The organism is Shimia gijangensis, from assembly GCF_900142085.1.
Lineage (GTDB): Bacteria > Pseudomonadota > Alphaproteobacteria > Rhodobacterales > Rhodobacteraceae > Shimia > Shimia gijangensis.
Genome location: NZ_FQZQ01000001.1, coordinates 109973 through 132106 on the forward strand (window position 1 = coordinate 109973; position 22134 = coordinate 132106).

The window sequence follows — 22134 nt, forward strand, 5'->3', positions numbered from 1 at the left end:
GAGGGAACGAGTATGGCATATCAGGCACGGGGCCGAGACCCGCTCTTGGACAGCACCACGCAAGCCGCGATTGAAAAACGCGGTAAGGAATTGATCGGCATTGCCCTGATCGTTCTTGGCTGCATGGCCGCATTGATGATTGTGTCTTACAATCCCAGTGACCCAAGCTGGATTTCGGCGACTGATGCGCCGGTTCAGAACCTCATGGGCCGGATCGGAGCGTCAATTGCTGCGCCGCTGTTCATGATCGTGGGCTGGGGAAGTTGGGCTTTGCCGCTGATCCTGATCACTTGGGGCGTTCGTTTTGTCCTGCATGTTGGCGAAGAGCGTGGTCTGAGCCGGGTGATTTTTGCTCCGATAATGGTGGCCTTGGCCTCAATCTATGCCTCGACTCTGCTGCCCGGTGGCAGCTGGACCAATAGCTTTGGTCTTGGGGGGTTGTTTGGCGATACCATTCTGGGTGCCGTTTTGACGATCCTGCCGATTGGTGCTGCAACGGGTCTCAAGATCATTTCGTTTCTGGTTGGGCTGGTATTTGTCGGGCTGTCTCTGTTTGTGTTGGGATGTACCCGCCCCGAACTGAAAAAAGTGTTCCGGTTTTTGGTCGTGGGCGTGATCCTGACCTATGCCGGTATCATGAATGTCTTGGGCAAAGGCGTAGGAGGGGCCGCGCTTGCTGCACAAAATGCGCAGTCCCGTCGTCAGGAACGCAAAGCACAAGCCGAAGTCGAAATGGCTGCAGCAGCGCAGGCTGGGTACGACGAAGTTGTGCTTAAAGCCGAACCAGCTTTGCAGACAGATGCTCGCGAAGAACAGCCTGTTGCCAAAACCGGATTGCTGGCTCGCATGCCCGCATTGATCAAACGGGTTGACCCGATGCCCGAACCCGAGCTTGTCGAAAACTTCTTTGTTGATGAGCTGGAAGATGTACCGGGAGAAGACCGCATTCGTGAGAAAATCGCGGATATTGTCCGGAGCCGCAAACAGGACGCTTTGAATGTAGAAGCCGAGCCGATTGAGGAGCTTGCACCATTGACCCGTGGCCGTGGTCGCGGCCCGGAGCCTCTTATTCTTGATGCCTCACCTTTTGATGGGCTTCCGCCCGAGCCACCTCTTACCTCGGCGCCTGTCGCGAGATCGGGCCAGACTGAGGATCTCGTGGACGTTTCTGAAGACGATGCCTTGCCGCTTCAGCCCCAAGCCGCTGCTGCAACGCCGACCATTCCGACGGCGCAACCGCGCAAAGTGGTACAGCCGCGTCAGAACAAGGCCGTTCAGCCATCCGTGCGTGCCAAAGCCGAAGCGCAACCGTCTTTGGCCTTTGAGGACAACAAAACCGAATTTGAATTGCCACCTTTGGGTCTTTTGGCCAATCCAATGGACATTCAGCGCCACCACCTGAGCGATGACGCACTGGAAGAAAACGCCCGTATGCTTGAGGTGGTTCTGGACGACTATGGTGTCAAAGGTGAGATTGTTTCGGTTCGTCCGGGCCCCGTGGTCACCATGTACGAACTTGAGCCTGCGCCGGGTCTTAAGGCCAGTCGTGTGATTGGCCTTGCAGATGATATTGCCCGGTCCATGGCAGCTTTGTCCGCGCGGGTTTCTACCGTGCCGGGGCGCTCTGTGATCGGGATCGAACTGCCCAATGAAAACCGCGAAAAAGTTGTCTTGCGCGAAATTCTGGGCGCACGCGACTTTGGCGATACGAATATGAAACTGCCGCTGGCATTGGGCAAAGATATTGGCGGTGACCCCATCGTTGCGAACCTTGCCAAGATGCCCCACTTGCTGATCGCCGGGACCACCGGGTCAGGTAAATCGGTGGCCATCAACACCATGATCCTGTCGCTGTTGTATCGCCTGACGCCAGACGAATGCCGGATGATTATGATCGATCCCAAAATGCTCGAACTGTCCGTCTATGACGGAATCCCGCATCTTTTGTCGCCTGTTGTGACCGATCCCAAAAAGGCAGTTGTCGCGCTGAAATGGGTCGTGGGCGAGATGGAAGAACGCTATCGCAAGATGTCCAAAATGGGCGTGCGCAACATTGATGGCTACAATGGTCGCGTAAAAGACGCTCAGTCCAAAAACGAAATGTTCTCCCGCACGGTTCAGACCGGCTTTGATGATGACACCGGTGAACCGGTGTTTGAAACCGAAGAATTTGCGCCGGAAAAAATGCCCTACATTGTGGTGATCGTCGATGAGATGGCCGACTTGATGATGGTCGCAGGCAAAGAAATCGAAGCCTGCATTCAACGTCTTGCCCAAATGGCGCGGGCTTCCGGTATCCACATCATCATGGCGACGCAACGTCCTTCGGTGGACGTTATCACGGGCACGATTAAGGCCAACTTCCCCACCCGGATTTCTTTCCAGGTCACGTCGAAAATCGACAGTCGGACCATTTTGGGTGAAATGGGTGCAGAGCAACTCTTGGGCATGGGCGACATGTTGTACATGGCTGGTGGTGCCAAAATCACCCGTTGCCATGGACCGTTTGTGAGCGATGAAGAAGTCGAAGAAATCGTCAATCACCTTAAGAGCTTCGGGACACCTGATTACGTCAGCGGTGTGGTCGAAGGTCCTGCCGATGAAAACGCAGGCAGCATAGATGCGGTATTGGGTCTTGGTGGAAACACGGATGGCGAAGATGCGCTGTATGATACGGCCGTTGCGATTGTCATCAAAGACCGCAAATGCTCCACGTCCTATATCCAGCGAAAGCTTGCGATCGGCTATAACAAGGCCGCGCGTCTGGTGGAGCAGATGGAGGATCAGGGGCTGGTCAGTGCGGCCAACCATGTCGGCAAGCGGGAAATCCTTGTTCCTGAGCAATAGCGTATTTGAGCGACAACGGGCCGACGCGCAAAAATGTGAACAGGACCGGGGTGAAACCCGGTCTGTGAACAATTAGGTTTAAGCTATGAGAGTATTACGTTTTCTGACCGCGCCCGCCATCTTTGTGGCGATGTCGATGCCCGCCATGGCGGACAAGCTTTCGTTGAATGCTTTGTCGGCCTATCTCAATGATATGAAAACCGCCAAATCTGCGTTTACTCAGATCAATGATGACGGCTCGGTCTCTACCGGGCGCGTGTACATCAAACGTCCAGGCCGTGTGCGGTTTGAATATGATCCGCCCGAAAAAGCGATGGTTCTGGCCAGCGCCAATACGGTTGCGATCTTTGATGGCCGGTCAAACCAACCGCCCGAAACTTACCCGTTAAAACGCACGCCATTGTCAGTGATCCTCGCGCGTAACGTGAACCTTGCCAAGGCCAACATGGTTGTCGGGCATGACTATGATGGCACGGCCACAATGGTCACGGCGCAGGATCCTGAACACCCGGAATATGGCAACATTCAACTGATGTTTACGGCCGAGCCAACCGAGTTGCGCCAGTGGATCATCAATGACGGATCCGGTGGGCAGACAACGGTGATATTGGGCGAGATGGAAACAGGGGTGCCTCTCAAAAACGCGCTGTTCAACATCGAGCTGTATCTGCAACGCACACAATAATCAGCGCAGGATCAGGTCATCTGATCCGCGCGCATTTCTCGACCTGCCACTTGTACATGTCAGCCCGATCCGCAACCTCTTGTGAGACCCGCATCAACCATGATTTGCGCTTATAGGTGCCGCGCGCGTAACCCGTGTGGCCTTCGTGATAGGCAAGATACTGATTACGGGCATCAGACAAGGCGATGCCGTTGCGTTCTTTGGTTTCGGTCATGTACCAGCCCATGAAATCGGTGGCATCACGAATGTTGTCGCGCTTAGCACCCCGGCTTCTGGTTTCTTTGCGATACTGGTCCCAGGTCGCATCCAGTGCCTGTGCATACCCATAGGCGCTGCTTTGGCGGCCCATGGGCAAAACACCCAAAACGTATTTGTAGGGCGTGCGCGCATCCGCGTCGAATTTGCTTTCCTGATACAGGATCGCCATCTGCACATGTACCGGAACACCCCACTTACGTTTGGTGGCCTTGAACGCTTTTATAAACTGCGGGCGCTGTTTCAAAATTGAACAGGCATCATTCAGATTGCGAGGGGGGGTATTGTATCCGCCACCACCGCAGGATGCGACCAGTGCAATAATCAAAACCGCGCGAAAGAATCTGCTCATCTGCCTCTCGCTCATATTTTCTTGTTTTGTGGATAGTCTAGCGCATTGGGGACGCTGAGGGAAATCACATTCGAGAGGCCTAAAGCAGGAGGGTCAGCAAAAGCGGCAGACCGGCAACGGAAATCAGGGTGGAAACCACGACAAATCCCGCGACCGAGCTGCTGTCGGCGCCAAATTTTTCGGCCAACAGATAGGCGGTTACGGCAACCGGGGTCGCAATCTGAAGCACCAGAACGCCAAAAGAAATGTCATCCAGCGCAAAGGCGCGCCCGATCCCCCAGGCCACAGCGACACAAACACCCAGCTTGAGAAGAGACAGTAAGATTGCAACGCCAACGCGTCCCGGCGTTAGTCGCGCCACCGCAACCCCCAAAGTGATCAGCATCAAAGGAATCGCCATTTGCCCAATCAGATCAAGTGTATTGGTCAGAAACGTTGGTGTTTCCCATCCGCGCCATAAAAACAGCGCCCCAAGGAGTGTTGCACCAATCATTGGCTCTTTGATGATCTTAAAGAAAGACCCGCGTCCGGCCACCAGCCAGATGCCAACTGTAAAGGAAAGAATTGAGGTCGTTGCCAGCAAAACGACTCCACGCTCAAGCCCTTCTTGACCAAATGCAAACAGAGTAAGTGGCAGTCCGAGGTTTCCGGTATTTCCAAATATGAAGGGTGCCAGATAAGTTCTCTGGCCCAATCCGAACACTGCCAAAAGAACCGCACCAACCACTCCGACAGCCATGTAAGACGCGAAAGCAGCCATTGTCAGGGTTCCAAGGGTCGACAGATCAACCTCGGTTTTCATTAATGATGTGAAGACCAGGCAAGGAACCGCCATTGTCATGGCCAGGCGCGTGACGAACTCGATCCTGTACTCGAAACCTGCTTTAACCCAGACAAAGCCAATGGCCGCCAAAAGAAACACAGGCGAAACGATTTCTAGGACTGTCACTGTAAGGTTCACAGACTGTTTCCTTGCAAATTGCGGCAAAAGTTGGACAAAGACCCCTTGAAAGGTCTAACTTTGGGAGGTAGGGGCTGCAAGTTATGTTGAAAACACGCGCTAGATATCATCTTGGACAGGTTGTCCGTCACCGAAAGTACCCCTTTCGAGGCGTTGTTTTTGATGTGGATCCGGAATTTTCCAATACGGACGAATGGTACGAAGCCATTCCCGAGGATATTCGCCCGGAAAAAGGCCAACCGTTCTATCACTTGCTGGCCGAAAACGATCAGTCGTTCTATGTGGCCTATGTGTCCGAGCAAAACCTGATCGCCGATTATTCCGGCGAGCCGGTAGAGCACCCGGATATCGGTGATTTGTTTGGTCCGTTCGAAGACGGCGCGTACCCGCTGCATTTCCAGCTGAATTAATCAGTTTCAATCGGCGCGCCGCGGGATTTCCATGCCCCGAATCCGCCTTCCATTTCAGCAATGTTTTCGACACCCATGTCCTGAAGCGCCTTAACGGCAAGGGCTGAGCGCAGCGCACCTGCGCAAAACAGAACCAGTTTTTTGTCGGTGATAAAGTCAGCCCGGTGATAGGGGCTGGCCGGGTCCACCCAGAATTCCAGCATGCCACGCGGCGCGTGCATGGCGCCCGCAATACGGCCTTCGCGTTTCAATTCGCGGATATCGCGGATGTCGACCAATTGGGCTGTGCCCGCCGCCGCCTGTTCTTGCACGTCTTCCTGTGACAGGGTCTCAATCTCAGTTTTGGCGTGTTCTACCAGGCTTTTTACAGGAGTAATTGGCATCGGTCAGTATCCTATCGCTGCGCCGTCTTTACGCGGGTCCGAGGCGCCCTCAAGGACACCGTTGTCATGAATGCGGATTGCTTGCGCGCCGCCAATCGGCGCCGTCGGTACAACAATGTTGTGCCCCATATCGGCAAGTTCGGAGCGGGTATTTTCGGAATATCCCTGTTCCAGCTTCAACACTCCATCATCTGCAAACGCTCGTGGCGCGTCGATGGCGGCCTGCGGGTCCATTCCGAAATCGACCATATTGGACACAAACCGCGCATGCCCATTGGGTTGATAGGCCCCGCCCATCACGCCAAATGGCATCACTACGCGACCATTTTCGCGCAGCATTCCGGGGATAATCGTGTGCATCGGGCGCTTGCCGCCAGCCAATTCATTTGGATGGCCTTGTTCAAGCGTGAACCCGGCCCCCCGGTTTTGCAAAAGAATGCCAAATTTTTCCGAAGCAATACCGGAACCAAAACTGTGATAAACTGAATAGATCAGCGACACAGACATGCGGTCGCGGTCGACGACTGTGATATAAACCGTGTCTTTGTGCACATTCTCGGTCAAAGGTGCTGCAGCGGCCATGGCGCGATTTGGATCAATTAGGCCCGCAAGTTTGTCTGCAGTATCAGCCGACAGCATATGGTCCAGCCGGCTCGTTGATCCGGGGTCTGCAATAAACCGATTGCGCGCGTCATACGCCAATTTGGCGGCTTCAGCTTCGATATGGGTGCGCTCTGCCCCGAACGGATCCATGCCTGCAATGTCGAACCGCTTGAGAATGTTCAGCATCAAAATTGCCGTCGCACCCTGCCCGTTGGGCGGATGCTCGATCAGATCAATGCCTTTATAAGTCCCGTCGACAGGTGTGGTTTCATCGCCCTTGGTGGCCGCAAAATCCGCAAGTTGATGGACGCCACCCACTGCCTGCAATGCCGCGACCATATCTTCGGCGATCTCGCCTTCATAAAAGGCGTCTCGCCCCTTGGTGGCGATGCGGCGTAAAACTTCGGCCTGTCCCGGCGCGCGGAACATTTGTCCGACAATTGGTGTTTTGCCGTCGACTAAATAGTGTTGCCTTGCCGCCCCTTGCAGGATGGAACCGCTTTCGCCGTAATCGAAGGCCACGCGTGGCGCAATCGGAACGCCAGCATCGGCATAGTGGATTGCAGGTTGCAAAATGGTGCCGAGACCCAGTTTGCCGTATTTTTCGGACAGTTGACAAAAACCATCAATGGCACCGGGAATGGTGACGGCTTCGGGGCTGTAAAGGTCAATGGCGTCAAATCCGCGTGCTCTCATGGATTCGCTCGAGGCCGCCGCCGGTGCGCGGCCTGATCCGTTAAAAGCAACAATGTCCTCGCTTCCGGCTGGTGAGACCAAGGCAAAGCAATCTCCGCCAATACCTGTGCTTTGCGGTTCGCAAATACCAAGAAGCACAGCGCCCGCAATGGCGGCATCCATCGCGTTGCCACCCTGCTTTAGGATGTCCAGCGCAGATTGCGCAGCCAGCGGATGCGACGTTGCGCATATACCGTTCTCGGCAAAAACGGACGAACGTCCGGGCAGGTGGAAATTTCGCATCAAAGTCTCCTTGGTTATTCGGGACTTTAGGGTGCGAAATCAAGATTGCCAATTGCGGGCTTTCAGTAATCAGGAACGGAAAACTTCAGGCAATTTCGACCCGTTTGGCGACTGTAAGAAACGTCACTTGTCAGCATGTGTACCATTGCCCAGCCAAACCCACCCTCGGGCAAGTCTTCTCGGCGCGTGTTAACGGTGGGCAAGGCTTCGCCGGGAAGGCGCATTTTAGGAAGCGGTTGGCCTGAATCCCGCACCTGAAAGGCCCAGTCCCCTTGTCGGCGCTGGCCAAAAGTTTCCACAAGCCCATTGGGTTGCCCGGCAAGAGCGTGCTCGACAACGTTGTTTAGAACTTCGGCCATAACGGTTTCAATCCGACCCATTTGATCCGGCGATGCACCCGCGGTACCCAACTCACTACGGATCTGGGACAGGGCGCGTCTGACGCCTTGCGGTGTTCCGCTGAATTGAATTGTAAAACGAGGGTAGTCCTGAGGCATGCCCTTTAATCCTGGCAAGATTGGCGTGATCGGCTCTGTGTAGAGGGCCCTATTGTGCAAAGGCGTCCCCAAGCGTTTCATGAATTTGAAACACTGTATCCATTCGGGTTAATCGAAAAACCCGATCCACATTTTCGTTTAAGCAAGACAGATCCATACGACGATCCGCCCCTAATTGTTTCATCGCCGCGACAATCGCCCCAAGCCCCCTGGAATCTATGAAATCCACCTGTGACAGGTTCAAAATGACGCGGTCTTCGGTGCTTTCGGTTTCTTCGCGCATTTTGTCTTTGAATTGAATTGAATGGCCACGGCCGCATCGATGCGCTGTTCGTTTACTGTTACCACCAATGCGCCCTCTTTCGCGGTGCTCGATAGATCCATGCCGCTTGTCCTTTTGTTCGTTCAGGCACGACACTAGACGTCAATTCTTACCATTCGGTATCCATGGCCCGTATTTTCGCGGGGTGGACCTTTGCCCCTTAAGTTCTAATGATGCGCTTTGAAATATCGGTGAAAGAATTGTGCCGCAAAACGCGTCCAGCAGAATACGAATCACCAAGGGAGAGCAAAGATGAAAACGGTTGTGATTGCAGGGGCCGCACGGACCCCAATGGGTGGTTTTCAGGGTGCCTTTGCAGGGGTCGAAGCGGCCACGCTTGGTGGGGCTGCGATCAAGGCCGCCCTTGCCGATGCGCGTGCTCAAACTGTGGACGAAGTGCTGATGGGCTGTGTTTTGCCCGCAGGTCAGGGGCAGGCTCCGGCGCGTCAGGCTGGATTTGCCGGTGGCTTGGGCGAAGAGGTGCCAGCAACGACGCTGAACAAAATGTGTGGCTCGGGCATGAAGGCCGCGATGATTGGGTTTGACCAGATCGCACTGGGCAATACCGACACGATGATTGCGGGCGGTATGGAAAGCATGACCAACGCGCCTTACATTCTGCCAAATATGCGCAATGGCGCGCGTATCGGTCATCAGCAGGCTCAGGATCACATGTTCCTTGATGGTCTGGAAGATGCCTATGACAAGGGCCGCCTGATGGGCACCTTTGCCGAAGACTGCGCCGAAAGCTTTCAATTCACCCGCGAGGCTCAGGACGAATACGCTCTGAAATCTCTGTCGAACGCGCTCGAGGCGCAAAGCTCTGGTGCATTTGAAGGTGAAATTGCGCCGGTTACTCTGTCGACCCGTAAGGGCAATGTCGTCATTGGCGAAGATGAACAACCCGGCAATGCCCGCCCTGAAAAAATCCCAACGCTGAAGCCAGCCTTCCGCAAAGAGGGCACCGTCACGGCGGCAAACTCATCGTCTATTTCCGACGGTGCCGCAGCGCTGGTTATGGCGTCCGAGGATGTGGCCAAGGCGCAGGGGATGAATATCCGCGCGCGCGTTGTGGGTCATGCCAGCCATGCGCAGGCACCCGGCCTGTTCACCACTGCCCCGGTACCCGCTGCACAAAAACTGTTGGAAAACATCGGATGGAGCAAAGACGACGTTGATCTGTGGGAAGTGAACGAAGCGTTTGCTGTGGTGCCGATGGCATTTATGCATGAAATGGGCCTGTCGCGTGACATCGTGAATGTCAACGGAGGCGCTTGTGCTCTGGGTCATCCTATCGGAGCGTCCGGTGCACGGATCATGGTCACGTTGTTGAACGCAATGGAGAAACGCGGCCTGAAGCGAGGCGTTGCAGCGATTTGTATTGGTGGAGGCGAAGGCACAGCCATCGCCATTGAACGCGATTAAGATATCCGCGTCTGATCAAAGCGGGTCTGGCTGGGAGTTTGAGACATGCGTGTCCATTACGATGATTTGTCACAATCCATTGCAGCTCTGGCCGAGGGAGAAACCGACACTGTTGCCCTGATGGCCACCGTCGCCTGTGAAGTGCATCACGCGGATGACCGCTTTGACTGGACCGGGTTTTACCGTGTTGTCGGTCCGGAATTGATGAAAATTGGCCCCTATCAGGGCGGGCACGGGTGTTTGGTGATCCCGTTTTCCCGCGGTGTCTGTGGTGCAGCCGCCCGCAAGGGCGAGGTTCAACTGGTGCCGGATGTGGATGCCTTTGCCGATCATATCGCCTGTTCGTCTTCAACCCGATCTGAATTGGTCCTGCCTGTTAAGAATGCGGCAGGGGATCTGTTGGGTGTGTTCGACATCGATAGCAATCAACTGGACGCTTTTGACTCTCAGGATGCGGGACGCATGGCAGAAATTCTTTCCAGTGTATTCCGCAACGCCGGGCCCGCTTTTTAGAGGGCATTTCCGCTTCGGGCTGATGGCGCTCACCCCCCAGAGAGTTTTCCAAAGGACAAGCCGGCAGAATTGCTGCGCTGCGTCGTGAAAAAATGCTTGGAATTTTCACAAAAGTGACGCAACGTGAAAATCTGATAAGTTTTTTCACGAAGTGAGTCGGCGTGTGCTGCACCAAATGCCATCTGATCTGGGAACGCTCGGCGCGGATATGCGGGCTTTGCGCAAATCGCGCGGGCTGACGCTGACCGATATGGCCGAACGTCTGGGGCGCTCGGTTGGCTGGCTCAGCCAGGTTGAGCGCGACAAATCTGAACCGTCGATATCTGACCTTCGCCAGATTGCCGAAGTCCTGGGCGTGCCGATGTCGATGCTGTTTGGCCACTTCAACGCACCTGCCGAAGAACAAGGCTATGTGGTGCGCTCGGGCGCGCGCCGTCCAATGGGCTCTGGCACCGAAGGGTTGATCGAAGAACTGCTGTCACCGGATCTGACCGATGACTTTGAAATGGTGCATTCCACCTTTCAGCCCAAGTCTGCCATGCAGGTGCCCGCCCAACGTCCAACCCAAGAAGTCGGCTATGTCATGTCTGGCAAGCTGGACCTGACACTTGGCGAGCGCAGTTTTACCGTGGGCGCAGGCGACAGTTTCCGTTTTCGCGGTGAGTTGTACCAATGGGCCAACCCCTATGATGAACCCTGTGTTGCGATCTGGGTGATCGCACCGCCGGTCTATTAGGGGGCCGGGTATGCTGTCAGGAAGCTGCCTGTGTGGGGACATTCGGTTTGAGGCGTCTGGCATGCCTCAGGGGCCGTCGATGTGTCATTGCGGCCAATGTCGCAAACAATCCGGAGGCGTATGGTCTTCGGCCTATGTGCCCGAATCTGACCTTCAGATCATCGGCCCTGTGAATTGGTTCGCCTCCAGCGACACTGCCAAACGCGGGTCCTGCCCGCGTTGCGGATCGTTCTTGTTCTGGAAGGCCAATGACGAGAACACGATCAGCTTTGCATTGGGGGCGATTGACGGCCCCACCGGGCTGACCTTGGACAAGCACATCTTTGTCTCAGACAAGGGTGATTACTATGACATCGCGGACGGCGTGCCGCAAAAAGACTGAGTAGGAGAGACCATGTCTGATTTTCCAACCAAGGCCCGAGTGGTCATCATCGGCGGCGGCGTTGTTGGCGCCTCAACGCTTTACCACCTTGGCAAAAAAGGCTGGACCGATTGTGTGCTTCTGGAAAAGAACGAGCTGACAGCTGGCTCTACATGGCATGCTGCAGGCAACGTGCCGACCTTCTCGACCAGCTGGGGCATTATGAACATGCAGCGCTATTCGACCGAGCTGTATGACGGGTTGGCCGAAGAAGTCGACTATCCGATGAACTATCACCAGACCGGGTCGATCCGTCTGGCGCATTCCAAAGAGCGGATGCAGGAATTTGAGCGCGCCGCATCCATGGGTCGCTATCAGGGCATCGAGATGGAGATGTGGACACCGGAGCAAACCAAAGAGCGTTATCCGTTCCTTGAAACCCATGACCTCGAAGGCGTTCTATGGGACCCATCTGATGGTGATATCGATCCTGCACAGCTCACTCAGGCGCTGGCCAAAGGTGCCCGTGACATGGGCCAAAAGATCATGCGTTTCTGCCCGGCCACTGGCGTCACCCAGAAAGAAGACGACACATGGATCGTGCACACCGACAAGGGTGATATCGAGTGTGATTACGTCGTAAATGCTGCGGGCTATTACGCACAACGTGTCGGTGAATGGTTCCTGCCTTATGGCGGACGCACCGTGCCCATGATGGTGATGGAACACCAGTATCTTTTGACCGAGCAGATCCCCGAGATTGAAGCACATACCAAGGAAACTGGTAAAAAACTGCCGCTGATCCGCGACGTGGATGTGTCCTATTACCTGCGGCAGGAAAAGAACGGCTATAACCTCGGCCCCTATGAGCCAAACTGCAAGGCCCATTGGGTCGAAGACAATGACAAGATGCCCGAGGACTTCAGCTTCCAGCTCTGGCAGGAAGACCTGGATCGGATCGAAGACATTGTGGTCGACGCCATGGCGCGTGTGCCGTTGATGGAATCTTCGGGTGTCTCCAGCGTCATCAACGGCCCCATTCCATACGCCCCCGACGGGTTGCCGCTGATCGGCCCCATGCCCGGCGTCAAAAACGCCTTTGAGGCCTGCGTCTTTACCTTTGGCATCGCACAGGGCGGTGGCGCGGGCAAAGTCATGGCGGAATGGATTGTCGATGGCAGCACCGAATGGGACATGTGGGCGGTCGATCCGCGCCGCTACACCGACTACACCGATCAGGACTATTGCAACAAGAAAGGCATGGAAGTTTACGGCAACGAATATGCCATGCACTTCCCGGCCCACGAATGGCCCGCCGCACGCGACAAGAAACTGTCGCCAGTACATGACAAAATCAAAGCGCTGGGCGGCGTCATGGGTGCCTACAACGGCTGGGAACGCGCCAACTGGTTTGCCAAAGATGGTGATGACACATCCGAGGAAGGCACCCACACATGGGGCCGTCAGGGTCCGTGGACAGATCGCATCAAAGAAGAATGCGAAGCCGTGCGCGATGGCGTTGGCGTTCTGGATCTGCCGGGTTTCTCGCGCTTTATGCTGCAGGGCGAAGGTGCTGCAGAGGCGCTGCGCGGTCTGGTCACCGGTGGCCTGCCCAAAGTGGGACGCATCAATCTGGTGTATATCGCGGATACCCGTGGCCGCATCCTGACCGAGATGTCCTGCATGCGTCTGGATGAGGATGAGTTTGTGATGATCACGGCAGCAACTGCACAGTGGCATGACCGCGATATCCTTGTGAACGCGATGCCGGCTGGCGTGACCGTCAAAGACATCACCACCACCCGTGGCACGCTGATCGTCACCGGGCCCAAGGCGCGCGATCTGCTGGCGGGTCTCTCGGATGATGCCGACCTCTCCACCGGCTGGCTGACCCATCAGGCCGCCACCGTTGCGGGCCAGCCGGCCCATCTGATCCGTGTGTCCTTTGCCGGTGAGCTGGGCTGGGAAGTGCACGCCCTGAATGCTGACATGCCTGCGATCTACGACGCGGTGCTGGATGCAGGTGCTAAACCGTTTGGCATGTATGCACTGAACTCTCTGCGTCTGGAAAAAGGTTACCGCGCGTGGAAAGGCGATCTGTCGACAGACTATTCGCTGCTCGAAGCGGGCCTGGGCCGTTTTGTCAAACTCGACAAACCTCAGGACTTCCCGGGCAAGGCTGCCATTCAGGCCGAAAAACAGCAAGGCGTGAAGAAATCCTTCGTCACCCTGATTGTTGAGGCCGGTGATGCGGACGCGCCTTACATGTCCTGCATCTGGAAAGATGGTGAAATCATTGGTGAGACCACCTCGGGTGGCTGGGGCTACCGTGTCAACGCGTCCATCGCGCTGGGTATGGTCAAAGCCGAACATGCGGTTCCGGGCACTGAGCTGGAGGTTGAAATCTACGGCGAGAAATGTCGCGCCGTGGTTCAGGAAGATCAACCGATCTGGGATCCGGCCAACGAAAGACTGCGCGCATGACCTCGGTCATCCTCAAAGATGGTGGCACCGGACAGGAGTTAATCAAGCGTTCCTCGATGCCGCCACATCCTCTCTGGTCTGCCAAGGTTATGATGGAAGAACCAGAGGTGGTGCAGGGTGTGCACGAAGATTTCATCCGTGCCGGTGCGCGGATGATTACCCTGAACAATTACTCGGCCACGCCCGAACGTCTGGCACGTGAAGGCGTGCCGGAATTGTTCCTGACCCTTCAAAAACAGGCCATTGCGTTGGTTCAGGCTGCACGTGAGGCCACAGGTGTTGACACGGTCCGCATTGCCGGGTGTCTGCCGCCGTTACATGGATCCTATCGCCCGGACATGGCGCGCAGCCACGACGATTTGCTGCCGGCCTATCGCGAAATTGCGGCACCGCAGGTTGATGCCTGCGATGTATTCCTTTGCGAGACATTGTCTTCGGTGGCTGAGGTCACCGCGGCAGCGCAGGCCGGGGTTGAAACCGGCGTGCCAACATGGGTGTCGATGACCTTGAACGATGACGACAGCGGCACTCTGCGATCGGGTGAAACGCTCGAGGCCGCGTTGGATGCGCTCGACGGGATGGGGCACACAGGGATAATGCTGAATTGTTCCAAGCCCGAGGTGGTTGACGCCAATCTTGGCGCATTGTTGGCGCGTAACAAACCTGTCGGTGCTTACGCCAACGGTTTCACGGGCATTGATGCGCTTGAAATCGGTGGCACGGTTTCAGAATTGAAGGCCCGTCAGGATTTGACGCCCGAAGCCTATGCTGAGTTCGCGATGGGTTGGGTCAAAATGGGTGCGACGTTTACGGGGGGATGTTGTGAAGTTGGGCCCGCCCACATCGCAGCCCTCGCAGAGCGTCTGATTGCAGATGGCTACAAGGTGATTTGATATGACAGCCGGAGTTCGCCAGAAAGAGTTTGTAAACGTCAGCAAGGTCTGGCGAATTGACATATTGCTGGCGGACGATTTTGTCCTGACAGAGTTGGCAGGCATTGTGGATGTCCTGATGATCGCAAACCGCGTCAGCGTCAGCCCGGTGTTCGAATGCACCTATCGGTCTCTGCGGGGTGGCATCGTGCGGACCCGTACCGGTGTTCTTGTTGAAACCGAGTGTTTGCCCGAAAAACCGACGGCAGATTACCTGTTTGTGGTTGGTAATTCCAATCCAGACAATCCGGCGTTGTCGGTCGGCAGTACTGTCAAATCCTATACCTATCGCAATGCTCAGGTGTTCCTGCTGGCCGAGGCCGCCAGCCGCTATATCAGCGAACATGGTGACCGCCATCAGGCCTTGACCACGCATTGGGAAAACAGTGCTTTGTTGCGCGAACGCATTGGATTCTTTGATGCCGGGTCTTCGCTGGCTGTGGAAGACGGTCGCGTCGTAACCTGCGCGGGCATGGAGGCCACGCTGGACGTCACGCTCAATCTGATTGGGCGGCATGTTTCGGCGGCGACCAAGATGACAGTGGCGGATATCATGCTGCATGAACGTATTCGCGATTTTTCGACCCAACAACCGTTTGGCGGGGCCAAATCCACCAGCACCGGTGACAACGAACTGGATCAATGCATCGAATTGATGAGCGCCAACATCGAAGAGCCTCTGCCGATCAATGATCTGGTGCGCCTTCTCGAGATTTCGAACCGCTCTCTGGAACGCAAATTCCGCACCTATCTGAACACAACGCCCAACACGTTCTACCGCGAACTTCGGCTGGCCAGAGCAAACAACCTCTTGCTGAACACAACCCTCAGTGTGCGCGAGGTTGGTTTGGTTTGTGGCTTTGGCAGCGGGTTCAGTGGGCTCTATAAAAGTTTCTTTGGGAAAACCCCATTGGTTGTACGAAAAGAGCGCCGCGCGGCGCAAACATAACAATATAAGCAGGGGGTTTCCCTTTCATTTAGTGACGTATTTGGAATGTTTTTTTCGACCCAAACTGACAGAATACGCACGACTCAGGATCGTTGGAGAAAAAAATGGCTGATCTTCCTAACAAGGCCCGCGTGGTCATTATCGGTGGCGGTATTGTAGGCTGTTCGGTGGCCTATCACCTCGCGAAACTCGGCTGGAAGGATGTGGTTCTTCTGGAACGCAAGCAACTGACCTCTGGCACGACATGGCATGCTGCTGGCCTGATTGGTCAGCTGCGCGCGACCGCGAATATGACCAAGCTGGCGCGCTATTCTGCCGAATTGTACCTCGGACTGGAGGAAGAGACCGGCGTCGCGACAGGCATGCGTCAGGTCGGATCCGTGTCGGCTGCGCTGACGGATGAGCGTCTGGAAGAACTCTATCGCACTGCCGCCATGGCACGTGCTTTTGGTGTTCCCGTGGAAGAGCTTTCGCCAAAGGAAGTTTTGGAAAAATACGAACATATCAATCTTGACGGGGTCACTGGTGGTGTCTGGTTGCCAACCGATGGTCAGGCCGATCCGGCCAACATCGCGCTGGCACTGGCCAAAGGCGCACGTCAGATGGGCGCAACGGTCAAAGAACGCATCAAAGTCACGGGTATGTCCAAAGAGGGGCGTCGCGTCACAGGCGTGGACTGGGCCAGCGATGACGGCAAGGAACAGGGCCATATCGCTTGTGACATGATCGTCAACTGCGCGGGTATGTGGGGCCATGAGGTTGGTAAAATGGCGGGAAGCAATGTTCCGCTGCATGCTTGTGAACACTTCTACATCGTCACCGAAGGCATCGACAAACTGGCTCAGATGCCGGTTCTCCGCGTGCCGGATGAATGCGCTTATTATAAAGAGGATGCCGGAAAAATTCTGCTCGGTGCCTTTGAACCCAACGCCAAGCCTTGGGGCATGAACGGTATCGCGGACAGTTTTGAGTTCGATCAGCTGCCCGAAGATTTCGACCATTTCGAACCCATTCTGGAAGCCGCTGTCAATCGTATGCCGATGCTTGCCGAGGCGGGCATTCACACCTTCTTCAATGGTCCCGAAAGCTTTACGCCGGACGATGCCTACCACCTTGGCCTCGCGCCCGAGATGGACAACGTCTGGGTCGCTGCCGGGTTCAACTCGATCGGTATCCAGTCGGCCGGTGGCGCCGGTATGGCGCTGGCACAATGGATGCAGGACGGCGAGAAACCGTTTGATCTGGGCGACGTTGACATTAGTCGGATGCACCCGTTCCAGGGCAATAAAACCTATCTTTTCGAACGCTCTAAAGAGACCCTCGGCCTGCTCTATGCCGATCACTACCCCTATCGCCAAAAGGCCACCGCACGTGGTGTGCGCCGCACGCCATTCCATCACGACCTGCTCGCACAAGGTGCGGTCATGGGCGAGATAGGCGGGTGGGAGCGCGCAAACTGGTTTGCCAACGAAGGTCAGGAACGCGAATACCAATACACGTGGAAACGTCAGAACTGGTTTGAAAATTCGGCTGCTGAACACCGCGCGGTGCGTGAAAACGTCGGCATGTACGACATGTCCTCCTTTGGCAAAATCCGTGTCGAAGGCCCCGACGCCGAAGCCTTTTTGAACTATGTTGGCGGCGGCAACTATTCAGTACCGAATGGCAAGATCGTCTATACGCAGTTCCTGAATTCGCGCGGCGGTATCGAGGCGGATGTGACCATCACTCGCCTGACCGAGACTTCCTATCTGGTCGTGACACCAGCGGTGACCCGTCTGGCGGATCAGGTCTGGATGGAGCGTCACAAAGGCAACTTTAATGTGGTCATCACTGATGTGACCCCTGGCGAAGGTGTGCTGGCCATCATGGGCCCCAACGCGCGCAAGCTCTTGGAAAAAGTATCGCCCGCAGATTTCACCAACGCTACCAACCCGTTTGGCACCGCGCAGGACATTGAGCTGGGCATGGGGATCGCGCGCGCGCACCGCGTCACTTACGTGGGCGAACTGGGCTGGGAAATCTATGTCTCCGCAGACATGGCGGGCCACGCCTTTGAAACTCTGTTCGAGGCCGGACAGGACATGGGGCTTAAGCTGTGCGGCATGCACATGATGGATTCATGTCGCATCGAAAAAGGCTTCCGCCACTTTGGTCATGACATCACCTGCGAAGACCATGTGATCGACGCCGGGCTTGGCTTTGCGGTGAAAACTGACAAGCCCGACTTTATCGGCAAGGCCGCCGTGCTGGAACGCAAGGAAACCGGGCCGAAACACCGCATGGTGCAGTTCAAACTGACCGATCCCGAACCGCTGTTGTTCCATAATGAACCCCTGATCCGCGACGGCGAGATTGTCGGCTACATCAGCTCTGGCAACTACGGCCACACGCTGGGCGGTGCCATCGGCATGGGCTACGTGCCCTGCGAAGGTGAAAAAGCGGCTGACGTGTTGGCCTCAACCTATGAGATCGACGTGATGGGCACCCGCGTGCGCGCCGAGGCGTCGCTCAAGCCGATGTATGATCCCAAGTCGGAACGGGTCAAAGTTTAAGTTATAAAAGTATTGAGCCCCGGCATCACAAATGTTGATGCCGGGGCTCTCATTTTTTGAGGTTTCTTTTCGCAAATCTCCTGCCATAAGAATTCGGTAGCTCATTCAGGAGTGCCGGAATGGCGCAGCCCCCAATTAAATCCCAGGCCGAAGATACCCCACGAGGATTCGCCTTTGCGGTGACGGCCTATGTGCTTTGGGGTTTTTTACCGCTCTATATGAAACTGCTGTCTCATATCCCGCCAATTGAGGTCGTGGCGCACCGGGTCATTTGGTCTATTCCAATAGCCGGGTTGGTGTTGATTGCGCTAAAACGCACCCATGATCTCAAGGCGGCCCTTGGCAATCCGCGTATGCTGGCGATGGCTTGCCTGACCGCCGCGCTGGTTTCGGTTAACTGGGCGATTTACGTTTGGGCCATCACAAGTGGAAACGCGCTGGATGCGGCCCTTGGTTACTACATCAACCCATTGTTTAGCATCGGTCTTGGGGCCGTTTTTCTGGGGGAACGTTTGACGCGGGCACAGTTCGTCGCCATTGGCCTTGCCTCTGCGGGCGTTGCGGTCCTGATTGTTGACGCTGGTTCGTTGCCCTGGGCGGCATTGGGGCTAACATTCAGCTGGGGTTTTTACGCGATGTTCAAACGGTCTTTGCCTATCGGACCTAATCAGGGCTTCCTGCTCGAGGTTCTGATCCTCGCCATACCTGCAGTAGGCTATGCTGCTTGGCTAACTGCCTCGGGTACGGCGCATTTCGGGATTGGTCTTTACGATACCGCTTTGCTGGTGGGGTGCGGCGCAGTCACGGCAGTGCCGCTTATGGTCTACGCCAACGGAGCCAAGCTGGTGCGCCTGTCGACGATGGGTATCCTGCAATACATCGCGCCAACGATGATCTTCGTCACCGCAATCCTCGCGTTCGGAGAAGAAATCGGGCAGGGGCGGATGATCGCGTTTCCCCTGATCTGGGCCGCTTTGGTGGTCTATTCAATTCCTATGGTGCGTCAGCTGCGCCAACCGAAACCCTAACCTGGGATCGCCTTGGCAATTTGTCCGGCCCACACAGCATAGGCGTCTTCTGAGGGGTGGAATCCATCAATCGCCACAAATCGGGGCTCATAGGGCAAATCAAGCGCCAGATGGCTGACGTCTTCCTGCGACTGTGCGATGCCCGCCAGAACACGATCGAGCCTTACCGCATGACACCCCAGCACCCACCGAAGGGGCTGTGGCAGTAGTGGAAAATGGTGCATTGGCGGCAGGCCTGAGAGGATCACATGCCTGACACCATGGCGCCTGCGCAGGTGATCCATCAGCTTTTTCTGTCGCGCCTGGAACATCTTGGAAGAGGTAAAACGCGTGGTGTCATTCACCCCATGCACCAAAAGGGCCGTGTCAAAGGTCTGATCCGGCAACTCAGACAGCTTTCTTAACGAGGTTTTTGTGGTGGCCCCGATCTCTGCCTCCAGATGCCAAGTCAACGGGCCGTGTTGTTCCATCACCTTCGAAAGCTGACCGCCCAGACCTTTGGACTGCGTTCTGGCACCAACCCCTGCCGCCGAACTGTCGCCCAGAATCAAAAGCCGTAATCCATCGCCCTTGCCTCCGGATCGCGGTCCCGGCGGTTCGGGCAGCTGTTGTGCTGTGCGCCGCACCCACAGGCCTTGGGCAAGCAACACCGGCGCAAGTAGGAGCCTTGCAATTTGATCCAACGCCATCATGTCAGCCTCTTGTGACAGCATCCTTATGCTTAAGAAAGCGAGGGTCGCTCATGACCCGCGCGTTCATCGCCTCGCGCAAAGCCTTGACCGTTTTGTAGGGGCGAATGGCAACCTCAAATTTCTGGATGAGGCCATCATCATCAAGTGTCAAAAGATCAACTCCAACCGCATCAAGATCACCGACCTTGCACTGGAACTCTAAGATCCAGTCTTTTCCCTCGCCAAGAATGCGACGATACCGGAATTCAGTAAAGATCTTACCCACATGACCAAGAAGCATGGCCACCGGCTCGCGGCCGGTCCACGTGGCCCAGTACGTGGGCGGTAAAAAGGTGACGTCCTCGGCCAAAAGGCCCTCGATCAACGTGTCATCACCTGAGGCAATAACCTCTTGAATGCGCTGGATGGTTGGGTGCATGAGACCTTCCTCGTATTTTGTCCAAGACTGCCGATATCTTTTGCTTAGGCAAGGCTGACGTTGGGTTGCCGATCCGAGGCTGGGTCTTTAAAGCCTGCGCATGGCAGTTTCATCCGATTATACCCCGCCCATGGATCCGCTCGTGGTCCTGCACGAAGATCACGAGATCGTCGTCGTCGACAAGCCTGCCGGACTGTTGTCTGTGCCGGGCCGGGGGGACCATCTGGCGGATTGTCTTTTGACCCGTTTGCAAGTGGCCTTTCCCACCGCTCTATTGGTGCATCGGCTGGATCGCGACACCTCGGGCGTATTGGTGTTCGGACTGACCCCTCATGCACAGCGAAACCTGTCGATGCAGTTTGAAAAGCGATCGACGAAAAAGACTTATGTCGCGCGGCTTGAGGGACGGATGGAGGAAAAATCCGGCACCGTTGATTTGCCTTTGATTGTCGATTGGGAGAACCGCCCCCGCCAGATGGTATGCCATGACACGGGCAAGCAAGCGGTGACCGATTGGCGTGTGCTGAAGGTGTCAGACGATGACACCCGTGTACGGTTGTCGCCCAAGTCCGGACGCACGCATCAGCTACGCGTGCACATGCAGGCGCTGGGCCATCCGATCTTAGGGGATCCTTTGTATGCCAAAGGAGCGGCCCGTGAGGACTATGACCGGATGATGCTGCATTCCGAAGAACTGCGTATCAATCATCCTGACAGTGGCCGAGGGATGAGTTTTCGGGCCAAGGCGCCATTTTAGAAACTGAAGAGGGGCGTCGCCCCTTATGACGTTTCTGCCCAGGCAAAGGCGATGCTCACCCCAGTGTATTTTCGAAATTGTGAAGCACAGGCTTTGCTCTAGGCAGAAATCCGGTGCCAGTCATTTGGTAGAATATCCGGGTTTTGCATGCCTTTTGCGGCGAACCAGTCTGTCGGAGCGGCCACAATTTTTTCCGGATTATTGTTGAGCCATGCGCCCCACCAAGAGAATGAACTATTGGCGATGATATTGTGTTGGCAGAGGCTCATCAGGCGCAGGTCTTCAAAGTCGGTTTTTGGGCCGTTAATGTCGACAACGACCTTTTCGAAACGCAGGGGCAGATTGTCATGGGCCCACTGCGGATCATCTGAAAACACAAAAATCGTTGGTCTGCCAATCTGGCGAGCTGCGATGTGTTCAATCGCTGCATTGTAGTAGTCTTCTGAGCAAACGCCGTGTGCACCCACCGCGAGGTAGTCGCCGCGACGCACATGCAGAGACACAGACGTCGTTAAGTTGATGTGGTCAGCAATCGCTGCATTTTCCGGTGACGGAGCCGGGGTTGGCTGGAACACCTGTCGCAAATGGTCGGCGATTTCGGCGAAATACTGCTCGGATTGCCAGTAGCCGTGCAGGTAGCTGTTGTCGGTCCACTGTGCAAAACCGGAATTATACCCAAGATCCTTTTCACGCTGAAACCTTGGGTCGCTACCAAAGACCCTCCAAAGACCATAACGCAAAATTCCGTCATGTTTCGCGGGGGGTAGCGATGGTGCTGGCGTAATGTCCAGATCGAAAACTTCGGTCAACGGGCGTGTGCCATTGTTCTCAATACTGCGGAAATCGAGCGCCAGCTTGGTGCCCAAACGGGTGGCCAGCGCCTGACCGGCCGCATATTGAAACATCTGGTTGCCGAGACCACCAAACAGCCGCGCGAAGATCATGGTAAGCCACTTCCTTTTGGCGTAAAACACAGCCTTGTTAGCAGAGG

General features: G+C 55.7%; 21 protein-coding genes and 1 pseudogene. 13 read left to right on the forward strand and 9 right to left on the reverse strand.

Annotated elements, in window-relative coordinates; all coding sequences use genetic code 11:
* The first annotated feature begins 12 nt into the window (after positions 1-12).
* A complete protein-coding gene (locus tag BUC32_RS00520; RefSeq protein ID WP_073248308.1) occupies positions 13-2847 on the forward strand; it encodes a DNA translocase FtsK in 2835 nt (944 codons plus the stop codon).
* A gap of 85 nt (positions 2848-2932) precedes the next feature.
* On the forward strand, positions 2933-3532 hold the full coding sequence (locus BUC32_RS00525) for a LolA family protein (RefSeq protein ID WP_073248310.1): 600 nt from the start codon (positions 2933-2935) through the stop codon (positions 3530-3532).
* A gap of 16 nt (positions 3533-3548) precedes the next feature.
* Here the strand turns inward: BUC32_RS00525 and BUC32_RS00530 are convergent, their stop codons facing one another.
* Positions 3549-4139 carry a transglycosylase SLT domain-containing protein gene (locus BUC32_RS00530; protein ID WP_073248312.1) on the reverse strand — a complete coding sequence of 197 codons (591 nt, stop codon included), beginning with the start codon at positions 4137-4139 and terminating at the stop codon, positions 3549-3551.
* A gap of 79 nt (positions 4140-4218) precedes the next feature.
* Complete coding sequence (locus tag BUC32_RS00535) at positions 4219-5100, reverse strand: AEC family transporter (RefSeq protein ID WP_073248314.1); 882 nt, start codon at positions 5098-5100, stop codon at positions 4219-4221.
* An 83-nt stretch (positions 5101-5183) separates the two neighbouring features.
* Here BUC32_RS00535 and hspQ point away from each other — a divergent pair, with 83 nt between their 5' ends.
* A complete protein-coding gene (gene hspQ / locus BUC32_RS00540; protein WP_073248316.1) occupies positions 5184-5510 on the forward strand; it encodes a heat shock protein HspQ in 327 nt (108 codons plus the stop codon).
* Here hspQ and BUC32_RS00545 read toward each other — a convergent pair.
* The 4 genes and pseudogenes from BUC32_RS00545 to BUC32_RS00560 form a co-directional block, all read right to left on the reverse strand.
* Positions 5507-5893: a rhodanese-like domain-containing protein gene (locus BUC32_RS00545; protein WP_073248318.1), complete on the reverse strand. Its 387-nt coding sequence runs from the start codon at positions 5891-5893 to the stop codon at positions 5507-5509. The two genes, hspQ and BUC32_RS00545, sit on opposite strands and share 4 nt — an antisense overlap.
* A gap of 3 nt (positions 5894-5896) precedes the next feature.
* A complete protein-coding gene (locus BUC32_RS00550; RefSeq protein ID WP_073248320.1) occupies positions 5897-7474 on the reverse strand; it encodes a gamma-glutamyltransferase family protein in 1578 nt (525 codons plus the stop codon).
* Between the two features lie 62 nt (positions 7475-7536).
* Positions 7537-7971 carry an ATP-binding protein gene (locus BUC32_RS00555; protein ID WP_073248322.1) on the reverse strand — a complete coding sequence of 145 codons (435 nt, stop codon included), beginning with the start codon at positions 7969-7971 and terminating at the stop codon, positions 7537-7539.
* Between the two features lie 49 nt (positions 7972-8020).
* Positions 8021-8355 (reverse strand): annotated as a pseudogene (locus tag BUC32_RS00560) (STAS domain-containing protein).
* A 190-nt stretch (positions 8356-8545) separates the two neighbouring features.
* On the opposite strand from BUC32_RS00560, the gene BUC32_RS00565 reads away from it, so the two are divergent.
* The 9 genes from BUC32_RS00565 (at position 8546) to rarD (ending at position 19276) form a co-directional block, all read left to right on the forward strand.
* Complete coding sequence (locus BUC32_RS00565; protein ID WP_073248324.1) at positions 8546-9718, forward strand: acetyl-CoA C-acyltransferase; 1173 nt, start codon at positions 8546-8548, stop codon at positions 9716-9718.
* A gap of 45 nt (positions 9719-9763) precedes the next feature.
* A complete protein-coding gene (locus BUC32_RS00570) occupies positions 9764-10231 on the forward strand; it encodes a GAF domain-containing protein (protein ID WP_073248326.1) in 468 nt (155 codons plus the stop codon).
* A 175-nt stretch (positions 10232-10406) separates the two neighbouring features.
* Complete coding sequence (locus tag BUC32_RS00575) at positions 10407-10967, forward strand: helix-turn-helix domain-containing protein (RefSeq protein WP_073248327.1); 561 nt, start codon at positions 10407-10409, stop codon at positions 10965-10967.
* A 10-nt stretch (positions 10968-10977) separates the two neighbouring features.
* Positions 10978-11349: a GFA family protein gene (locus tag BUC32_RS00580; protein ID WP_073248329.1), complete on the forward strand. Its 372-nt coding sequence runs from the start codon at positions 10978-10980 to the stop codon at positions 11347-11349.
* A 12-nt stretch (positions 11350-11361) separates the two neighbouring features.
* Positions 11362-13812 (forward strand): GcvT family protein, encoded by a 2451-nt coding sequence (locus BUC32_RS00585; protein ID WP_073248331.1) that lies wholly within the window; start codon positions 11362-11364, stop codon positions 13810-13812.
* Positions 13809-14705 (forward strand): homocysteine S-methyltransferase family protein, encoded by an 897-nt coding sequence (locus BUC32_RS00590; protein WP_073248333.1) that lies wholly within the window; start codon positions 13809-13811, stop codon positions 14703-14705. The genes BUC32_RS00585 and BUC32_RS00590 overlap by 4 nt, the downstream gene beginning before the upstream one ends.
* Before the next feature lies 1 nt (position 14706).
* Entirely contained in the window at positions 14707-15693 is a 987-nt protein-coding gene (locus tag BUC32_RS00595) for a GlxA family transcriptional regulator (RefSeq protein ID WP_073248335.1), read from the forward strand.
* Positions 15694-15797: 104 nt separating this feature from the next.
* The gene (locus BUC32_RS00600; protein ID WP_073248680.1) at positions 15798-18248 is read left to right on the forward strand and encodes a GcvT family protein; all 2451 of its coding nucleotides are present in this window, start codon (positions 15798-15800) and stop codon (positions 18246-18248) included.
* A gap of 119 nt (positions 18249-18367) precedes the next feature.
* The gene (rarD, locus tag BUC32_RS00605; protein WP_073248337.1) at positions 18368-19276 is read left to right on the forward strand and encodes an EamA family transporter RarD; all 909 of its coding nucleotides are present in this window, start codon (positions 18368-18370) and stop codon (positions 19274-19276) included.
* Here rarD and BUC32_RS00610 read toward each other — a convergent pair.
* Entirely contained in the window at positions 19273-19968 is a 696-nt protein-coding gene (locus BUC32_RS00610; RefSeq protein ID WP_073248682.1) for an SGNH/GDSL hydrolase family protein, read from the reverse strand. The genes rarD and BUC32_RS00610 overlap by 4 nt on opposite strands.
* A gap of 1 nt (position 19969) precedes the next feature.
* A complete protein-coding gene (locus tag BUC32_RS00615; RefSeq protein ID WP_073248343.1) occupies positions 19970-20386 on the reverse strand; it encodes a nuclear transport factor 2-like protein in 417 nt (138 codons plus the stop codon).
* 100 nt (positions 20387-20486) lie between these two features.
* On the opposite strand from BUC32_RS00615, the gene BUC32_RS00620 reads away from it, so the two are divergent.
* Entirely contained in the window at positions 20487-21143 is a 657-nt protein-coding gene (locus BUC32_RS00620) for an RluA family pseudouridine synthase (RefSeq protein ID WP_073248345.1), read from the forward strand.
* A 98-nt stretch (positions 21144-21241) separates the two neighbouring features.
* On the opposite strand, the gene BUC32_RS00625 is transcribed toward BUC32_RS00620, so the two are convergent.
* Positions 21242-22087, reverse strand: coding sequence for an alpha-1,2-fucosyltransferase (locus BUC32_RS00625; RefSeq protein ID WP_073248684.1), 846 nt, complete (start codon positions 22085-22087; stop codon positions 21242-21244).
* Between the last annotated feature and the right edge of the window lie 47 nt (positions 22088-22134).